Source organism: Arthrobacter sp. NPDC058130, assembly GCF_042884475.1.
In the GTDB taxonomy this organism is placed as follows: Bacteria; Actinomycetota; Actinomycetes; order Actinomycetales; family Micrococcaceae; genus Arthrobacter.
Genome location: NZ_JBHVTV010000001.1, coordinates 218,324 through 237,296 on the forward strand (window position 1 = coordinate 218,324; position 18,973 = coordinate 237,296).

Consider the following 18,973-nt stretch of genomic DNA (forward strand, 5'->3'; position numbering starts at 1 on the left):
TGGGATGCGATGGGGTTGTGTGTAGCTGTTTGGTGGGCAGTTGGTCGGGCTGTTATTCGGTGGAGCGGCGGAATTCGATTTCTGATTCGAGGCGGAGGATCTCGGTGGGAGCATCGGGGCTTTCGATACGCCGCAGGAGCAAACCCACGGCACTCTCACCCAGCCGGAACGCCGGTTGGCGGACGGTGGTGATCTGGGGTTCGAAGAGGTCCGAGTAGGTGAACCCGTCAAACGTCGCAAACGCCATGGTGCCCGGCACCTGCAGGCCTTCATGCTGCATGGCCCGCAAAGCGCCGGCGGCCAGCAGCGTGCTGCAAGCCAGGACCGCCGTGGGACGGTCCTTGGATGTGGTGAGCAGTCTCCGCACCCGGTCGAACGTCGATGCCGCAGTTACCGTCCCCTCACACACCAGTCCGGCGGGCACCTCCAAGCCCCGATCCAACATGGCGGCGTGAAAACCGTCGTAGCGCTCACGGAGCGATGAAACCCGCAAATCCCCGGAGACCAGCAGGATCCGCTGGTGGCCGCGGGCGGCGAGATGTTCAACCAGTGCCGCCATCGCGGACTCGTTATTGACCCCCACCTGATCCACGTCCAGGTCCGCAAGGCGGTCCAGCAGGACCAGCGGCTTCTTTTCCTCACGGATTCTCGTCAGCAGCCCGCCGCTGGAACCGGCCGCCCGTGCAATGATCAGGCCATCCACCCGGCGGTCCAGGAGAGCCTCTACCGCCGCGCGTTCCCGGGCGGGATCTTCCGCCGAGTTCGCCAGCAGCAGGGACAGGCCGTTTTGGGCCGCGGCCTCTTCCACCCCGTGCACCATGTCCGCGAACGCCGGCTCACCGGCATCCGAAACCACCAGGCCGATGGAGTCAGTCCGGGCGCGGCGCATGGAACGGGCCAGTGCGTCCCGCCGGTAGCCCGTGGCCCGCACAGCACTGATAACACGCTCCTTGGTCTCCGGCTCAACATGCCTGGTGTCGTTGAGGACGTGCGACACAGTGGACGTCGAAACGCCGGCAAGGGATGCAACATCGACGATGGTTGCCACTGCGGCTCCTTAGCGAAACGATTGCGCGAACGTTTCGATGGTAGAAGCAAACGTTTCGATGTGCAATGGGTCACGCGAAAGTTTTTATCTGGGTTTCACAGGCCGGCCGGGACGAGGGCCTAGACGACCGGTATAACTCCGGTGGAGGCGCGGTATTCGATGGTCGGTGAGAGGCGTACGGTGGAGGGCTCGCCGGACTTGTCTTCAATGCGCTTGGCAAGGAGTTCCGCAGCCGTGGCTCCCACTTTGAAGGCAGGCTGGCGGACGGTGGTGAGCTGGGGTTCGAAAAGGTCCGCATAGGCGAAGCCGTCGAAGGTGGCAAAGGCAATATCATCCGGCATGGACAGTCCGCGTTGCTGAACCTGGCGGAGGGCAGCCGCCGCGAGGACTGTGCTGCAGGCGATGACCGCGGTTGGCGGCTTCGCGGCGGCCAAAGCCTTGCTGATGCCCGCGTCGATCTTCTTCAGGTTCTCGGCAAGTACCGTCAGTTGCTTCTTGGCGGGGATGCCGGCGGCTTCCATGGCTTCAGTGAAAGCCTCGTGGCGCTCCCGCAGGGTGGTCACGCGGGTATCCCCAACAATCAGCAGGATCCGTTCGTGGCCCTGGTCGTTGAGGTGCTGTACCAGCTCATTGATGGGCTCCCGGTTCTCCACGCCCACCTGGTCGTAGGATTCATCGGAGAGGCGGTCCATCAGCACCAGGGGAGTGTCCTGGTGGGCGAGTTCGGCCAATGCCTCCGGGCCGGACCCGGCGGCCCGGGCAAGGATGATGCCGTCCACCCGGCGCTCCAGGAGGGCCTGGACGGCGCGGGCCTCGCGCTTCGGGTCCTCCGCGGAGTTTGCCAGAAGCAGGGTGACGCCCTGGCGCGCTGTTGTCTGCTCGACGCCGCGGATCATTTCGGCAAAAGCCGGTTCGCCGCCGTCGGACACGATCAGTCCGATGCTGTCCGTCCGTGAGCGGCGCATGGCCCTGGCGAGTGCGTCCTGGCGGTAGGACGTTTCCTCGATGGCTTTGAGGACTTTCTGCCGTGTCTCGTCGTTAACATGGCGGGTGCCGTTGAGGACGTGCGAGACGGTGGAGATGGACACGCCCGCAAGCTTGGCCACTTTTACCATCGTCGTCATCGTCGCCGTCCTCAGGGAATCGTTTACGCGAACGTTTCGCGCAACTTCCGACAGTTTACCGAGCAGCCACCTCGTTGAGTTCCAGGCCAGATGTTGGAGCAGCAGGTGCCGTTCCGGAAGGCCGGAACGGCACCTGCTGCTATTGGTCTTGATTTATGTGATTGGGAACTCGAAGCCTCACCACATGGCCTTGTTTAGCGGTGTGACCGTGAGGCTCTCCAGGGTGGCAGTGCCTCCGTCGGCGAACACGGACAGGGTGGTGGCACCGGACGCAGGAAAGACCTGGTCGGTCAGTGTGGCGAGGCCGTCCTGTGCAAAGACTTCGACAGAGGACCGGTCGACGTAAAGCCTCAGCCGAAGTTTGCCGTTGATGAGCTGGACAGGCACATCGTCCACGGAAGCGAATGCAGGGTGGAAGCTCTCATTTCCCGAGTTCGTCCTGTCAATGAAGGCACGGCCGCTCGTTGCCGTGTAGCCTACGCGGGTCGACTCTGTTCCGTTGCCCAGTACCTTCAGGCCGAAGGCAGATGCGGTGCCCGGCGAGAATTCCGCGTCGATCTGGACAACGTCTCCTGAGATGGGCAAGTTGCTGTTGCCTGGCTGAATGACCTGAGGCTGGCTTATGGAGTAGGCGGCAGTGGTGTTCTTTAATGTGTCAGCCTGGGCTACCGCTTTTTGCCGGAGCCGTGGTCCTTGTGGTGTCTGGGTCAGCGTTACTTCACGTGGCAGTGCCATCGTCCCGCGCCATATTGACGTGGGCGTCGCCTGCCCGTAGTCCCAGTTGTTCATCCAGCCCAGCATGATCCGCTTACCGTCGGGGGCGTTGTTGAAGGAGACGGTTGCATAGTAGTCTCTGCCCCAGTCCAGCCAGTCGTGCTGTTCCAGCCGGGTGACATCGGACTGCACGAACTCGTCGGCAAGGACATGTCCCCAGCCGCCGCGGTTGTTGTCCACGATTTTGATGGTGGCTTGGCTTCCCTTGAACTCGGTGACGTCCCAGGTCTTCCATTCCAGATGCTCGGAGTCGGAACCGGTGGTTGTGCGGACGGCCTGCCCGTTCACCACCAGGTTGACGCTGGTTTCGCTGCTTCGTGGCTTCGCCGGTTCAGAGCCAAGCACCATGTTGTCCAGGGTGAGGTGCCCCCACGGTCCTGTGGCGTTGTCTACGATCCGGATGCGGGCGACCTGGCCGAAGTACTGTGACACGTCCCAGTTCTTCCAGTTCAGGTCGCCCGAGTTGGTGCCTGTGGTGGTACGGACCGGCACGCCGCCAACTAGCAGTTCCACCTGGAGCTGCCCGTCGGTCCGGGCACCGCCGCCCAGCAGGAATCCGATGTTCGTGTTGGTGAGGTAAAACTCTGGGGAAGTGATGGTCCCTATGTTGTCGTCGGCTTTGGAGCCTCCCTCAAAGGTGTTGATGCGTTTGCCGATGGCGAACTCCCCGCCGGTGGTGGATGGGTTGCGTGCAGCCTCGAAGTCGCCGGTCAGCTGCCATCCGGCGTCGGTGAGGGTCCCGGGATAGTCGAATCCGTCGAAAAGCATGTAGCCGGGAGGTGGCTGCGTTCCTGGCTGTTCGTCGGGTAGCCGGGCATGCCTTCCGCCGCCGGCCAGGAAATTGATGTAGTCCTTGCCTACCGTGAACGGGGCGGACTCCATGGTGCCCACGGGAGTGTCCCCGCCATGAAAGCTGTTGACCAAGCCCGTTCCGATGGCACCGGACACTGCCTGCTGCCCCGGAAGCGTCCCGTCAGGTGGCACACTTCCCCAGGGGCCGGAGGGGTTGGCCGCATCGTTCTGGACGTTCCAGCCGCTGTAGCTGCCGTCGTTGAAGCCGGCGATCGCGGTGCCCGGCGGTGCCACGTCTGCAGGGTCAGTGGTTTCCGAGCTGAAGGTGGTCCCGTTGAAAGACCCCACGAAGTACTGCCCGCCGCTGCCGCCGGCCACGGCGCCAGGATTGATGTTCACTGCCAGTACCCACTTGATGTTGTTCGGGTCCCCGTCCACGGCGAGGGGGAACAGGTCCGGGCATTCCCACTGCCCACCGGTGGCATTGGCCGGTTTGAAATCGTCCAGGTAGTCCCAGTTCTTCAGGTTGCTGCTCTTGTAAAAGAGCATGCGGTGTTCGTTGGCCTCCACGGCGGCCATTACCCAATAGGATTCGGTCGGGCCCTGGTACCAGAACACCTTCGGGTCCCGGAAGTCACTGGTGTTGCGGTTCAGGACGGGATTGCCGGCGTACTTGGTCCAGGTTTCTCCGTTGTCCGTGCTGTAGGCGAGTGCCTGGGCCTGCTTGCCGGCAAGCGTGGGGTGGGCGCCGGTGAAGTTGCTCGTGTACACCGCCACTAATGGTGGATTCCCAAGGCTGCCGAATCCGCTGGTGTTCTGGGTGTCTACCACAACGGACCCAGAGAAGATGTCCTCGACGGACTGTCCCGCTCCGTTGAATGTTTGCGGAATGGCGAGCGGTTTTTCCTGCCAGTGGACCAGGTCCGTTGAGGTGGCGTGCCCCCAGCTCATGTTTCCCCACGTGGTTCCGAGGGGGTTGTACTGGTAGTACATGTGGTAAGTCCCGTTGTGGTAGACCAGCCCGTTGGGGTCGTTCATCCAGTTCTTTTGCGGGGTGTAATGCAACAGGGGCCGGTACTGCTGAGTGGCGGGATCGGGGTCCGTGGCCTGGGCCGAGGTTGCTCCCAGCGACAGGCCGGACGCGGCGACCGCTATTGCCGCGATCCAGGACAGCACGGGTTTGGTGCGTCTCATCATCGTTGATAGGTGCCCTTCGTCGGCTTCGCGCACGGCACGGTCCGGTTTCCCATCGGCACGCGTTGTGCGACAAAGCATGGATGTAAGGAATGCGCAGCGGGCCGGGTACCGCCTGCCCGCGCCCCGGCCGTCCTGCTAACGAGAGTGGAACGTCCGGGGTTCAACTGGGCGCGCAAAGACAGGACAACGGAGCCAGGAAACATGGGAAGCCGGGGAAGATGCGTCCGGCAGGCCACGGCATGAGAAAAGAGTCACTGCCAAACATTCGCGCAAACGTACGAAGCGTAGGCCCTGCCGGCGAGGAGACGCAATAGGCGAACCCGGATGGCCCTCCGGGTTGCTGCCCCCGCGGAAAACCTCTTGACAGATATGATCGCTTCCCGCTTTACTCATTCAAACGTTCGCGCAAACGTTTTTCTTATGCCGGTAAATAATTACCCGAACGCACCCTTGAGGAGTGCCGTGCAATTACCAGAACGAAACGTGACCCGTCGGTCCGTGGTCCAGGTCTTGGCCCTCGGGCTCATGGCTCAAGGATTTCTGTTCATATCCCCGCAGTTGGTCCAGCCAGCCGCTGCCTCCCCGCAAATGGAGTACCTGCCGCCCGCAGCACCGGACACCGCCACCATCATCGGCGTCCTTTAGGGCGCTCCAGGTCACAGTTTTTCCATTACCAGACAAGGAAGTCACCCATGCCCCAGACCGTCTATGACGTCACTACCTGGCCGGGCGCCAGCGTTTCACCTTACGTCGACATCGGCAAGGTGATGAACGAGATCATCGCAGACATCAAGGCCACCCAAAACACCCAAACCACCAGGCCGGGCGCCGTCATCTACATCCCGCCGGGGCATTACGATCTCCTGACCCGCGTCACCATAGACATCAGTCACCTGCAGATCAAGGGATCCGGCCACGGATTTCTTTCTGAAGCCATCCGCGATGAAAGCAATGCCTCCCAGTGGGTAGAAACACTGCCCGGAGCAAGCCACATCCGCGTGAAAAATACCGACGGCCAAAGTGAAGCATTCCTCGTGGCGCGAAGTGGCAGCCCGGCCACCGTTGGCCGGCTCAACTCCATCGAGTTCAGGGACTTCTGCATCGACGGTGTCAGCAGCTCCAAACCGTACATCCCCGGCAATGGGAAAACCGGCATTCTCGTAGAGACAGATAATGACTCCTTCCGCATCGAAGGCATGGGCTTTGTATACCTCACGCATGCTCTTGTCATTCGCGGGGCTGACGCGCCTTACATCACCAACAACTTCATCGCTGAGTGTGGCAGTTGCGTTGAACTGCTGGGGGCGTCCCAGGTTGCCCGAATCACCAACAACTTCCTCATCAGCGCATGGGCCGGCTCTGCCGTCTTCGCCGAAAACGCGGAAGGGATGCTGATCTCGGGCAATTCACTGCTCTGGTACGGCTCGATTCGCCTGGTCAACACCAAGCGGTCGTCCATCACCGCCAACAAGTTCGTCAGCTCCTGGCCTGGAATGGTCATTTTGGAACCTGGGAGCGATGAGAACCTGATCTCGAGCAACCAGTTCTTCCGCACAGACACGGAGAGCTCCATCAACAACGGCAAGGACGACTACTTTGGCCTGCTCCACCTCAACGGCAACAACAACACGGTGACTGCGAACCACTTTTCCTATGGCGTCGCCACACAATTCATTCGTCCTGCCGGAGCCGTGCCCACCATCGTGCTGGTAAGAAGCGGAACGCGCAATTACCTGGCTTCGAACAACATCGTCAGCAACGTACCCGCACGGGTCGTCCTTGACGCAAGCACAACCGAAACAAAGATCATCTACTCGGCCCAGGACTCACAGATACAAGCCTTCACCACTAACTACTCCAAGGTGCCAACACCCTAAGGCACCCGGCAGAGACAGATACCACCCGGCCCGGACACTGCCTGACAGCGTCCGGGCCGGTTCTTCAACCAGCTAAAACGAAACGTGATGGGCCGGCATGCAGCCGCTGATAAGCCACCAGGGGTGCAGGCCAAGTAGTTGTGATGCCGCTCATCAGCCAGGGAGAACGAGGATTCCTCGCAGCGACTTCTGCATCCCGCCTTAAATGCCGATAATGGAGATTTCGTCAGCCTGACAATAAATAGTTCGGGATTACTGAAAGCCAGAGCCTTGCCGCCCTGCGGCCGGCTCAGAGATCCGCACGGTGGGTAACGACGCGTCCGGCTGACGTCGGGCTGGCTGACGTCGGGCCTAGCCGCTCATCGCCTGCGCAACCGCCCCGGTTGGGCCAGCGAACAGGCCCGCAGAAATCGAGAACAGATGCGCGATTCTCTCATTAGACGACCGCGTCTTGGAAAGCCGATAGTGGACCTTTTGTCAACCTAAGCCTGTTGACCGACGTAGCTTTTCAGCGCCGACATCTGGCCAGTTGCCCCTTCTGTACAAGTCGCTTCCCCCGCTTGGACTGCATCGTCAACTCCTTATGTCCGGTGGGGCTGACGAGACACCTCGGCAGGACTTAGCGAACGAAGCTGTTTCGGTCGGTTGCTTTCCTGCGCTCTACAATCGGTCGAAGGTCCTTTGAGTGGGTCCACGAGAGGGGAATGCCGTGCCGGCGCAAGTACGTGAGCTCATTGTATTTATGGCCTCGCCAAGTGATCTTGAAGACGAACGAAGTATTATCAGGGTTATCGAAGACCACGTGAACCGTGCCTTCGAAGCATCAGGCGTGCGCGTTAGGGTGCTGGGGTGGGAACTCACGACACCGGGATACGGAAGGCCGCAGGCACAAATCAATCCCATGGTTGAGCAATGCGATGTCTTCATTGGTCTACTCAACCGTAGGTGGGGGTCTGAGACGGGGGAGTTCTCGTCCGGCTTCGAGGAAGAATTCGAAATCGCCCTTGCTCGACGCGAGAACGGAGAGATGCCCGCGATTGCAATGTTCTTTGCCGAGTTGCCCGCAGATCTCATCGCTGATCCTGGCCCTCAGTTGACCAAAGTGTTGGAGTTCAAATCTCGCATACAACGCGAACGGCTAGCTCTGTATCAGGAGTTTCGAAGTACCGATAATCTCGCCACCCTGGTTCTGGCCTTCCTTGCGAACCAGGTCTTTCCGCTGGCCATGAGCATGACGGCGGAACTGAACGCACAGGGGGAAAGCGGCGCAGACCTCCGCGAGACCGACAACCGTGGAGGCCCCGCCGCTGCAACCGCCTCGGACGGTAAGCGTGCGCCGGCGGCATCAGAATCCGATCTGGAGCCTGCCCTGCGCCAATTATCGGAAATGTTTAGGGCGTTCGACTCACTCATTTGGGGACGCCCCGTCGATGGTCATCTCGATTCGGATCGCTTGGCGCTAATTGGAAGATCATTCGAGACCCAACCACACGCGATGGGAGCTCATCTGGTAAATCGCTTATACAGCCGCAGGAAGGACTTGGCCCTTGCCCGCCCGGAAATGGACCTCTGGCTGCGAACCTTCTTCGCGGATGTGGGGACGTCTGATCAGATCTCACAGCGAACGGTTCCGGCGTGGGACATTTTGAGGCGCTACACATCATCGGAAGAATCCTTCGATAAACGACTCGCCGCGTTCGCTGCAGACAGTGACGGGAACGTAGCAAGAGGGGCAATTCGAGTGATGACCCGGCTTGGACGACGGCCCGCTTCCCTTTGGCCTGAACTGTTAGAGGGATCTTCCACCAATGACCAAAAACAAGGCGTAGTCGTCGCCGTAGAGGATGGGGCAGCCGTGGAGGCATGGATCGGAATGTTCAAGGCGCTTCCGGGTGTAGACGCAACCTTTGATTATCTTGTTTCACGCCTCAGCGACAGGACCGGCGCCCTACTTAGCGCGATCGCTGCTAATGAAGACCTGGACAAAACCTCGCGCGACGCTGTGCTGTCGTTGATCGCGGCACGGCAAGGCGACTTCGCCGGGCTGGCAGACTTGGCACCGTCAAGCTACAGTCGAGACGCTGACGGCCTGACCACTTTCCTTGCCCAGCACTTTAGGGACATCCCGGCTCAAGCCCTAGACAGGCTTTCACGATTTGGCAAGCCAGAGCTCAGGAGGCTCGCCATTAAACGGCAGCTTGATGAGGCTGATGTCAGTGAGAAGTTCATCAAGGATGTCCTCGCATGGAAGGACGACGAGGCGCTGCAGCTGCTGCTCGACAAGGTGGGATCTACGCCCGCTCTCGGCGAGGCAACGCTAGCCATAGTGACCAAGGATGCGGCCAAGTACGCCGACGGGATGGAGGCAAGGTTGCTTGCTGCGTTGCGAACGCCCGAAGAGCTCAAGGCGATGCACTCGGCAAGTCCATTCAACGACGACGCCTGGGAAGCCCTCACGATTCTGCTTGGATCTGAAATGCTGGACGAAGCACGGGAAATACTGGACACGGATGCATTGGCAGTCAGAGACAGACTGACAGCCGTCGTAGGCGAGCACTTGAGTCTTATCCCGTACTTTGCCGGAAAATATAGGGCAGCAGCGTGCGCTTTGATTGGAGAACGTTCAACGGGATCCGCTGAGGATCTCGTGCGGGTGGCACGCGAGGTCGAGCGAAAGGACCACGTCAGCCGAGGTCCGGCTCTACTGGCTCTGTCCAGGATCACGACCGCCGATACGGCACCGGTCGTTGATGAAGTTCTGACTACTCTGGACGATTACAGCTTTACCCGGGACTTGCCGAAACTTCTAGAAAGCAGCTTGGCCGGAATTCTGGTCGACAGATGGAGAAGCAGCGAGGTGCTAGCGCTCCGGGAAGCTGCCGATCGATGGTTCCTCGAACAGCCTGAGCGGACGGAATCGGAATTAACCGCAGCTATTTACAGTGCAGATTCCGAATCACGGATCACTGCTCTCGGTAACCTACTTCGTCGGCTCGAGCCGTCCCAAGTGGAGGCGCTCCTAGAAACCTACCCTCAGGGGGAGGGAACTCACTGGTATAACGTGACCGCGGCCCTCGACGAACATCTTTTCGCTCCGAGCCGTCAGCACTCAGACGGTGACCCGCAATTGCCAGACCTAGTCAGCGCTGACACCGCCGCACCTTAGGAACCATTTTTGTACCTCGAACCTGCGCTAAATCTGCGACTTTAGCTGAATGAACAGTCAATAGGTGTTTCACCTTCAGCTCTGCGGTTTACTGTCGCACCGTCGGGAGCGCGCCGTTGGGCGTAGGAGTGGCTACTGGCGTCATCGTTCATGTGCTCGATTCCGCGCCGTGCACGTGGGCTCATCAGTGGAATCAGGTCCGCTCCAGACCGAATGCTGATCGGCACCCTGAACCTCATCGATCGAAAGACCAGATCCGGGCCGGATTTCCTGCTCTAAAGCGTCATTGAACACCTGAGCCGGCCGCGCACATCGGATGCCGCGCCCGCGCGCGTGGCGAACAGTAACCGGGCCTGCGTGCCGGCCTCAGACTCAGCCGTGGTGCGCGACAAGGGAAGGGGTAATACTTGAAAATTCAAGCAATTTACTTGACGTAACGTCCGTTATCGACGTTCGGGCTGGGCTGTCATTAGATGCGAGAATCGCGCATCTAATCTACATTCCTTCACTTTGGCTGGCTGGTGCAGACGAGTTGTGGGATCGGGCAAAATGCTCGCATGCGAGAATGACCGCATGAGCCACGAACCGCAGCAGTCCGCCGCCAAGCCGGAGCCGCAAGCAACCCCTGACACCGCTTTCGAAGCCGCGTATCAAGCCGCCCAAAAGAGCGTCAACGAAGGCGGCATCCCCATCGGAGCAGCACTCGCCCGTAACGGCGTGGTCATCGCGAGCGGACACAACGAACGAGTCCAAAACGGCGACCCTATAGCGCATGGGGAAATGTCCGCGCTGCGTGCAGCCGGCCGGCAGAAGAGTTACCGGGACACAACGCTCTACACCACCTTGGCCCCGTGTGCCATGTGCGCGGGAACCATCATCCAGTTCAAGATCCCCCGGGTCGTGGTGGGTGAAGCGCGCACGTTCGACGGCGAGTTCGAGCTTTTGCGATCTCGCGGCGTTGACGTGGTGGTCTTGGATGACCAGCGGTGCGTGGAGATGATGCGCACCTTCCAGGAAAACAATCCGGACCTGTGGGCGGAGGACATCGCGGAGTAGGACTAAAGGCGTGCGGCCAAGGCCAAAGCCTGCGGCGCGATCCGTCAGGGATTGCAACCGGCATACGTGCGAAGCGAGAAGCGGCCGAACGAAGGTCCTATCCGGACACTCCCCTGCTCGCCGTTTAGTTGACGAAATCACGGTTGTCGGCGTTCTAAATTGGGCGGGGAGTGACCGCAAAGGCGGCTGCGCCGGGCACTAGCCCGGAACTTTGTCCCCCTGAAGGTGTGGACCTCGCGTCCGCCGTGCTCAGCGCCAGCGTGAGTATGGCGACGGCGATCGAGAATCCAACCGGGCAGGTGTCGAAACCTCGGAGATGATTCTTCGGCGCTGCACTCGATCGCGGCAAGGACGGGATCAACGGTCCTGACATTGACCAGCTGCGCCAAGAAACCACCGCGAACGTCACCGGCGCCGGCGACTCCCACTTCAAGGATCCCGAGTTCGTCCAAGCAGCCAAGGACATGCACGAAGCCAAACTCCTGGCCGAGGGCGGCTTCACGGGCTCCGAGCGGACGCCCATGGAGCAGCGGTACGAACAAGCCGAAAGGGAACTCTTCGCCCGACTGGAAAGCGTCGGCCGCGAGATCGCAGACCGCGTCACCGGCAACGACAGCGCCCGTCTGAAAGACCAGGGCTTGAAAACCGAAAGCGCATCGGCCGCCGACTACGGCTCAGCCGAATACCACCAAAAATTCGCAGAAACACTCGCCAACACCGGCGCAACCGAAACCCAGGTTCGTGGACGGCCTGCAGCAGCGCGCAGTGAGGGAACGCACCCCAGCGCAGCGGTCACCAAGGGTAAAGGAGTGGCCAAGGCCAGGAAGACGCGCCTGGGTGCATCACAAGGCGCGGAGAGAACCAAGAGCGGCCCCGCCCGCTAATGAACCTGGTCATCGGCCATCCACTCGCAGATGCTCGGCCCTATCCCGTTCCAACCTCTTCTACATGGCGATGCACTGAGGCCGGGTCAGTTGTGTCAGGTTGGGATCTAAGAGTCTCTCGAGCCATTGTCCGTGCAAGAATCCTGCAAAGTAGCCCCTAGTATGTCGATACTACTGCGCCATACGGTGTGAGGTACCTAACAAACTGCACCGGAGGCAACAGATGAAGGATCAAGGGATGACGTCGTCACTAGACGCCCCTAGGCAAACGTATGAAGGTGGCAGGGCACCTGGTTCCAGCAACAAACGCGCAATATTGGCTGGTTCCGTCGGCAATATGGTCGAGTGGTTCGACTGGTCATTGTACGCAGTGCTCGCGCCTGTCTTCTCCAGCCAGATTTTCGGCAGAGGAGATCCAACGGCTGGCCTGCTCCTAACGTTTTCAGTTTTCGCCGTCGGGTTCTTCATGCGTCCCTTTGGGGGCGCCGTGCTCGGCCTCTATGCCGATCGTCACGGACGCAAAGCGGGCATTACGCTCACAATAGCCATCATGTCCGTGTCCTCCATCGCCATGGCATTGACACCAACGTTCGATGCTGCCGGGGTGCTTGCCCCGATTGTGCTTGTTCTTGCCAGGCTTGCTCAAGGCTTCGCCGCCGGCGGTGAGTTTGCCTCGTCTTCCGCCTTCATGGTCGAGTCAGGAAGCGCCCAGCGCAGGACACTCGCGGGAAGTTGGCAGCAAGTCTCAGTCCTCGCAGGGATCGTGCTTGCAACGGCTACGGGTGCCTTGCTGACCACTGTTCTTCCCACAGATTCCATGGGGGCGTGGGGCTGGCGGCTGGCATTTGTCATTGGTGCCGTACTTGGCTTGGTCGGTGTTTGGCTGCGGCTGACCGTCGGAGAGACAAAGGAGTTCATTGAGGCACAATCCACCGCCCAGCGTACAAGAATGGGGGCTCAGCTTCGCGAGGCGTGGAGCCATTGGCGTGGGATTCTCATCGTGGTCGGATTCAACATTCCAGGATGCCTGGCCTTCTACTTGTTTGTCAGCTACATGCCCTCATACTCTGTCAAAGCGGGAGGAACAGCGCTAAGCGCTGCCCTGTGGGCCAATGCTATGGGTCTCATTGTTGCGATGTGCCTCATTCCGATATTCGGAATTCTCGCCGACCGCGTGGGCCGGTCAAAACTCGTCATCGCCTTCGGGACCGCGTTGCTGATTGTTCCGTGGCCAGCATTCCAGCTCGCGCAATCCCCCTCATTTGTCGCCATACTTATCGCCGACATCCTCGGGCTCACCGTTGTGGCGCTCTACTCGAGCATCTTGGCCGCGGTGCTGTCGGATGCTTTCCCAGCCCACGTACGAACCACTGCAATCGGCACTTCCTACTCGTTGACCGTCGCGATTTTCGGCGGCACCGTTCCGCTAATCGCTACGTGGGCGCAATCGCAGGGACTGGGCGGTCTTCTTTGGCTCTATCCGTCCGTTTCAGCCCTTGCCGCGTTGGCTGTCGTTCCTCTGGTCCGGCGTCAGCGGCAGATGTGACCTTAGGGGAGTTTGCGATGGCACCTAACGCCGCACTGCTGAGCACGGAGCTAGACCGAAAGATTCTGGCATGCCTCGCGCTGGACGGACGGGCAAGCTGGTCCCAAATCAGTGCAGCGCTCGGCATCGCTGAAAGTACCGTCTCCCGACACTTTCAGCGACTTGAGGAACAGGGGTACATCCACATAACGGGAATGCTCGATCCGCAGCGTTGCGGACTCGGGAACTCCTTCTGGATCTTTCTCCGCGCACTTCCCGGCAAGGCTGCCGTCCTCGCCCGCGAGCTCGCAAACCATCCGGAAACGCGGCTGGTCGTGCGCCTGTCAGGGCGCTATGACGTGCTGACCGAAGTGGTGGTCCCCGACCGCGAAGAATTGGTGACATTCCTGGACTCGCCGCCACTACGTGGCCAAATCAGCGAAGCAAGCAGCATAGTTGTGATGCGTAACTTCAAGGCCGGGTGGGAGTGGGCTTCGGACCTACTCACCCCAAGGGAACTCCACCTAATGCGTCCCCTTCGCCGGTTGCCCGAGGAAGCCCGGGGCACCGTCGATCTGGACCAGCTCGACCTGGAGCTCCTGACGATTCTGGCGCTCGATGGCCGCGCCACAAACGTGTCACTGGCCACCCGGGCAAACGTGGACGAGACTACAGTGAGCCGCCGGGTCAATCGACTCCGCAGGCTGGGGGCGGTTGTTTTCAGTCCGCAGCTCGACCCAAGGTCCCTGGGATTCGGAGTCGAGGCATTCGTCAGACTGTCAGTCTCTCCCGCAGAGATCTCCGGAGCTGCCCGCACGTTGGCGGGTCTGCACGCAGTACGTTACGTGTCCGTCACGACAGGCGACGCAGACCTCCTCTGCGAAATAGTCGTCACCTCCATCGATGAGTACTACAACTTCATAACTAGCACGTTGTCAGGAATACCGGGGGTCCAGAGCAGTACCTCGTCGCTTTCCCTGCAGACACTCAAACGAGCATCGCGTTCTTGGCTCAAAGAGAGCGCCACAACGGACAACCTTAGAAAGGACATGAAATGAAAACCGCGACCTATCAAAAATCATTTCCATGGAAAATAGAGGGAAAAGAATACCCAAGCTTCGAATTAGCACCGCAGTTCGGGCGCGTTCCTGAGTATTCATGGGATCTCTCAGACGGCCAGCGGGAGCGCGTTCAGCGACTTCTCCGTAACGAAATCGTGGTCAGTTTGCACGACCATCCGCATGAATACCCCGCTGACATGTCCGACCTCATCCCCTACGTTCGTTCCGCACACACGCGAACGGGTTACGAGGGACTCCGGGCATCGGGAATGACAGCGGTGTTTGACAACCTACTCGACGGCTACGGATGTGTGTGCAGTTCTGCCGGGTGGAAGTGGGAAGAGCTCATCATGGATCTGGGCATGCGGTTATGTGACTTCAGCAAGCAGGACTACGTCACGGTCGCGCGCAACACCTCCGACATCCGAAAGGCGCACGAACGGGGTGGCCTGGCTATCGTCCTCTCCTTGGAAGCTTCCACGGCCATAGAAAACGAAGTAGACCGGATCGACATGCTTTACGGCTTCGGCGTCCGGCAAATGGGCTTGGTTTATAGCGAGTCCAACAACCTGGGCTCTGGGCTCAGGGAACACGGCGATGGTGGCCTGAGCCGCTTCGGTGAACGCTGTGTTAAGAGGATGAATGATCTGGGTATGGTCATTGACATCTCGCACTCAAGCGACCGGACATGCCTAGATGCGATACGCCAGTCGACCGATCCTGTCTTGATCACCCATGCAGGTGCCCGTAGCGTGTGGCCGACGAGGCGGATGAAGCCAGACGAAGTCCTGACTGCATGCGCTGAGCGGGGGGGAGTCCTGGGCATTGAGGCGGCGCCTCACACGACGGTGTCACGAGATCATCGCAAACATTCGCTGGAATCAGTAATGGACCACTTCACATACTGCGTCGACCTCATGGGTATCGAGCACGTGTCATTCGGGCCGGACACACTTTACGGTGATCACGTCGGTCTTCATCATGCCTTTGATTTGGGTGTACACGAGGACATGGCTACTTGGCCAGAATTCGAGCAGGTTGAATACGTCGCAGGGTTGGAGAATCCGACAGAGAACTTCTTCAACATCATCGCTTGGCTAGTTAAACACGACTACAGCGATGACGAAATCCGTCTGGTAGTTGGAGGAAACACCATGCGGGTCCTTGACCAAGTTTGGGACTGACCCGATCTGATTCATGTGGGCCCCCTCCAGCAGGCCACAGCACGCAGGAGGGGGCCACCCTCACGCCAGTCGTATTTCCAACTCGCCATGCTGACATTCGAATAGTCCATCTGTCCTTCACAGTCACCGACCAGCAGCGCGGTGTGCTGGTCCGCATCCTGCTGACATGGTCCGCTTCGGTGCAGGTGAGAGAAGCAAGGCCAAATCTAGAGTGATCCGAGCTGAGCAACAGTCGAGGATATTCACCAACCAGGAAGACATCACAATGACCCACGCAGCGACCGCGCTCGAACTCGGCTCTGCCCTCCAGCTCGATAGCCAACAAACCGCCAGGCTTCATGCTCTGTACCGGCACCTTCATGCACATCCCGAACTTTCCATGCAGGAATATGCCACCGCTTCGCTCATTGAAGAGGTGCTGGACCGCTTGGGCATCGAGCATTTCCGCTGCGGCGGCACGGGTGTGGTGGGAATCCTGCGGAACAGTGAAGGTCCGGTGGTGGCCTTCCGGGCGGATATCGACGGGCTCCCCATAGAGGAAGCCACGGGCCTCGACTATGCCAGCACGGACACTGGAACGATGGATGGGAACCGGGTCCACGTCATGCATGGTTGTGGTCATGACACCCATGTGGCCAGCCTGCTGGGCGCCGCAGAACTCATGAAAGGCAACCTGGATCTCTGGTCTGGAACTTTGGTGCTGATTTTCCAACCGGGCGAAGAGACTGCAGCCGGTGCATTGGCCATGCTCGAGGACGGACTTTGGGACAAGGCACCCCGACCAGAGGTAGTCTTCGGACAGCACGTCATGCCTCGACCCGTCGGTACGGCGTCCATCTCGACCGGATCCGTTGCAGCCATGGCCGACTCACTTCGGGTAACTGTCCATGGCCAGCAATCGCACGGCTCGCAGCCCCATGATTCCATCGATCCCATTGTCATGGCGGCTCACATGGTCACCCGATTGCAGGTGATTGTGTCCCGTGAGCTGAATCCGCAAGAGTCCGCTGTCGTCACCGTAGGAACCTTCCATGCGGGCCTGAAGGAAAACATCATCCCAGCCTCGGCTGAGTTCACCCTCAACATTCGCACCTTCGATGAAGCCGTCCGCGATCAGGTCCTCGCGGCCGTACGCCGCATAATCGCCGCCGAGGCCGCCGCCGCTGGCGCCCCCAAGCCGGTGATTGAGGAGCTTTACCGCTTTCCACAGTGCTTCAATGATCCCGAAACCGTTCCTTCCGTCGCCGATGCACTGCGTGGCGCGTTGGGCAGTAATGCCGTGGAATTCACGAGGCCGATGATGGGCAGCGAGGACTTCGGACATTTGGCGACGGCTATCGGTGTGCCGTCGGTGTACTGGATGTTCGGCGGCACGCCTGCGGAGGCCTTCGAAGGCCCAGGAACCATCCCAGTTAATCATTCCCCACTTTTCGCACCTCAGCTGGAGGGTTCGCTAGCGGGCGGAGTCACTGCCGCCGTCGCCGTTCTCCTGTCCCGGCTGGGCCACTGATACCCCTAAACCTTCAGCGCTTCAACTATGGGCCTGCATCCGGTTTAGCGCTGACGGGCAAGGCCATAAATGTCTTAGGAGACGGACCGCCTTCGTCCAACATCCGGACTTAGGTGACCGCAGTAATTCCGATCAACGCGCGTAATCCCGGAGCGTTAGGGACCGTAGAAGAGAGAAGCTATGAGGCCGCCGTTCTGTAACAAAAGGCCGTCCACAATCTCACGGAAAATCACTGGAATGTGTACGGAGTGTGGGCATTCTGCTCCGATCCGAAGTCTTTATGAATGGACTTGGTTCGCTTCTATGGTTGGAGCAAGTCCTGGAGTCTGGCACTGCGGTGACATTGAAGTCGGCAGCAGTCCGTGCCCATGCACTAGCGTCGCCCATCTGCGCGAAATCCGGGAATGAGATGCTAGCTCATGCCTTCGTTTCAGGAGGCTAGAGCCGATTCGAACCAACCTGCACAGATAATCATTTATATCCGGAGTCTGTGTGTCGGTACCTGCGGGCCGATAGGGGATATTCCGTCAAGCTAGTGAGGTTCCAGCGATGACGGAATGGTCGGGTCGATGGGGAAGGGTTTCAGGAAAGCTTCGCTTGGCGCAGGTACTGGTACACCGTCTCGCGGCTGATCCCGTAGTCACGCGCAAGAACCGCCTTCGGAACACCGCTGACGGCGCGCTGGACAAGCTCGGCTGCCCGTTCCGGCGTGAGGGTCTTTTTTCGCCCTTTATAGGCGCCGCGCTGCTGGGCAAGGGCAATGCCTTCCCGCTGGCGTTCCCTGATGAGGGAGCGTTCGATTTCAGCGAAGGCACCCATGACGGAAAGCATGAGGTTGGCCATGGGGGAGTCCTCGCCGGTGAAGACCAGGCTCTCTTTGGGGTATCCATCATCAAACCGGACGGCGCTCCGGTACCCATCCTGCACAATGTGCTCCGCGGGTTCGAGTCCCGGCCGGTGCGAATCACGGCCGGGTAGAAGTCTCGGTTTCTTGGCGACGGGTTCCACTAGGCGGAAGGGTTCGGTTGCCAGGTCGGAAGGGGTGGAGCAAGGTTGCGGCATGACTAAGTTGCAGGCGGCAGGGAACCATTACGGGCACGATGTCTCGGCCCACGTCGAAGCGGAACCCCAGGGCGTCATCGCCTTGGACCTGGGCCTCGTTGCCGTGTGGGAGCTCGCTGCGCCTTTGCTTCGTGTGCGCGACAATGACGCGCACACGCTGTATGCACTTGGTCTTGCCCATGCCTTGTTGGAATCGCACCCAGAGGCGGACCCTGCCATCGTCCTGCCGGCCATTATGCTCCACGACGTGGGGTGGTCCGAGGTGCCACCGGATGAGGTTCTGCAGGCCATTGCTCCAGGGGGCGGAAGGCCGGATCTGGTCCTTCAACATGAAAGGGAGGGCGCCCGGCTTGCCGCCGACATCTTGGCACAGACACGTTATGACGCCTCGAAGGTGCCTGAGATTCTTGCCATTATCGATGGCCACGACTCCCGGCGTACCGCGCTCTCTATCGAGGACGCGATCGTGAAGGACGCGGACAAGACCTGGCGGCTCAGCCCGCACGGTGTTGACACCGTCATGGACTGGTTCGGACTGGACCGGGACCAGGCCATGCGGCTGTGCAGCCAACGAGTCCACGGTCACCTCTTCACTCAGGAAGCGAAAGTGATGGCCAGCGCGCTGTCCGCACTGGAGTCTGTCACGCTGTGGCCTCAACGGCAGGCGCTCCTGAGCGCAGACTAGACTCTGATCGGAGGCAGCCTGTATAGGA

14 protein-coding genes are annotated in these 18,973 nt (G+C 60.0%); 10 read left to right on the forward strand and 4 right to left on the reverse strand.

Going from position 1 to position 18,973, the window contains the following annotated elements; all coding sequences use genetic code 11:
- Positions 1-52: 52 nt before the first annotated feature.
- The 3 genes from ACFVTM_RS01030 to ACFVTM_RS01040 all read right to left on the reverse strand — a co-directional run bounded on the left by ACFVTM_RS01030 (position 53) and on the right by ACFVTM_RS01040 (position 4,935).
- Positions 53-1,048, reverse strand: coding sequence for a LacI family DNA-binding transcriptional regulator (locus tag ACFVTM_RS01030; protein WP_390201464.1), 996 nt, complete (start codon positions 1,046-1,048; stop codon positions 53-55).
- A 119-nt stretch (positions 1,049-1,167) separates the two neighbouring features.
- Positions 1,168-2,172 (reverse strand): LacI family DNA-binding transcriptional regulator, encoded by a 1,005-nt coding sequence (locus tag ACFVTM_RS01035; RefSeq protein ID WP_390201465.1) that lies wholly within the window; start codon positions 2,170-2,172, stop codon positions 1,168-1,170.
- A gap of 177 nt (positions 2,173-2,349) precedes the next feature.
- Complete coding sequence (locus tag ACFVTM_RS01040; protein ID WP_390201466.1) at positions 2,350-4,935, reverse strand: GH32 C-terminal domain-containing protein; 2,586 nt, start codon at positions 4,933-4,935, stop codon at positions 2,350-2,352.
- 483 nt (positions 4,936-5,418) lie between these two features.
- Between ACFVTM_RS01040 and ACFVTM_RS01045 the strand changes: the two genes are divergently transcribed.
- From ACFVTM_RS01045 to ACFVTM_RS01085, 9 genes are all read left to right on the forward strand, one after another.
- Positions 5,419-5,580 carry a hypothetical protein gene (locus tag ACFVTM_RS01045; protein ID WP_390201467.1) on the forward strand — a complete coding sequence of 54 codons (162 nt, stop codon included), beginning with the start codon at positions 5,419-5,421 and terminating at the stop codon, positions 5,578-5,580.
- 47 nt (positions 5,581-5,627) lie between these two features.
- Positions 5,628-6,812: a NosD domain-containing protein gene (locus ACFVTM_RS01050; RefSeq protein WP_390201468.1), complete on the forward strand. Its 1,185-nt coding sequence runs from the start codon at positions 5,628-5,630 to the stop codon at positions 6,810-6,812.
- A 709-nt stretch (positions 6,813-7,521) separates the two neighbouring features.
- Entirely contained in the window at positions 7,522-9,978 is a 2,457-nt protein-coding gene (locus ACFVTM_RS01055; protein WP_390201469.1) for a DUF4062 domain-containing protein, read from the forward strand.
- Between the two features lie 573 nt (positions 9,979-10,551).
- Complete coding sequence (locus tag ACFVTM_RS01060; protein WP_390201471.1) at positions 10,552-11,034, forward strand: nucleoside deaminase; 483 nt, start codon at positions 10,552-10,554, stop codon at positions 11,032-11,034.
- Between the two features lie 464 nt (positions 11,035-11,498).
- Positions 11,499-11,918: a hypothetical protein gene (locus ACFVTM_RS01065; RefSeq protein ID WP_390201472.1), complete on the forward strand. Its 420-nt coding sequence runs from the start codon at positions 11,499-11,501 to the stop codon at positions 11,916-11,918.
- 238 nt (positions 11,919-12,156) lie between these two features.
- Positions 12,157-13,464, forward strand: coding sequence for an MFS transporter (locus tag ACFVTM_RS01070; protein WP_390201473.1), 1,308 nt, complete (start codon positions 12,157-12,159; stop codon positions 13,462-13,464).
- 17 nt (positions 13,465-13,481) lie between these two features.
- A complete protein-coding gene (locus tag ACFVTM_RS01075) occupies positions 13,482-14,501 on the forward strand; it encodes an Lrp/AsnC family transcriptional regulator (RefSeq protein ID WP_390201474.1) in 1,020 nt (339 codons plus the stop codon).
- Positions 14,498-15,688: a dipeptidase gene (locus ACFVTM_RS01080; protein WP_390201475.1), complete on the forward strand. Its 1,191-nt coding sequence runs from the start codon at positions 14,498-14,500 to the stop codon at positions 15,686-15,688. Before ACFVTM_RS01075 ends, ACFVTM_RS01080 begins: the two co-directional genes overlap by 4 nt.
- Before the next feature lie 265 nt (positions 15,689-15,953).
- Complete coding sequence (locus ACFVTM_RS01085; RefSeq protein WP_390201476.1) at positions 15,954-17,198, forward strand: amidohydrolase; 1,245 nt, start codon at positions 15,954-15,956, stop codon at positions 17,196-17,198.
- A 582-nt stretch (positions 17,199-17,780) separates the two neighbouring features.
- Here ACFVTM_RS01085 and ACFVTM_RS01090 read toward each other — a convergent pair.
- Positions 17,781-18,260, reverse strand: coding sequence for a helix-turn-helix domain-containing protein (locus tag ACFVTM_RS01090; protein WP_390201477.1), 480 nt, complete (start codon positions 18,258-18,260; stop codon positions 17,781-17,783).
- Here ACFVTM_RS01090 and ACFVTM_RS01095 point away from each other — a divergent pair.
- Positions 18,259-18,945: an HD domain-containing protein gene (locus ACFVTM_RS01095; protein WP_390201478.1), complete on the forward strand. Its 687-nt coding sequence runs from the start codon at positions 18,259-18,261 to the stop codon at positions 18,943-18,945. The two genes, ACFVTM_RS01090 and ACFVTM_RS01095, sit on opposite strands and share 2 nt — an antisense overlap.
- Positions 18,946-18,973: the final 28 nt, after the last annotated feature.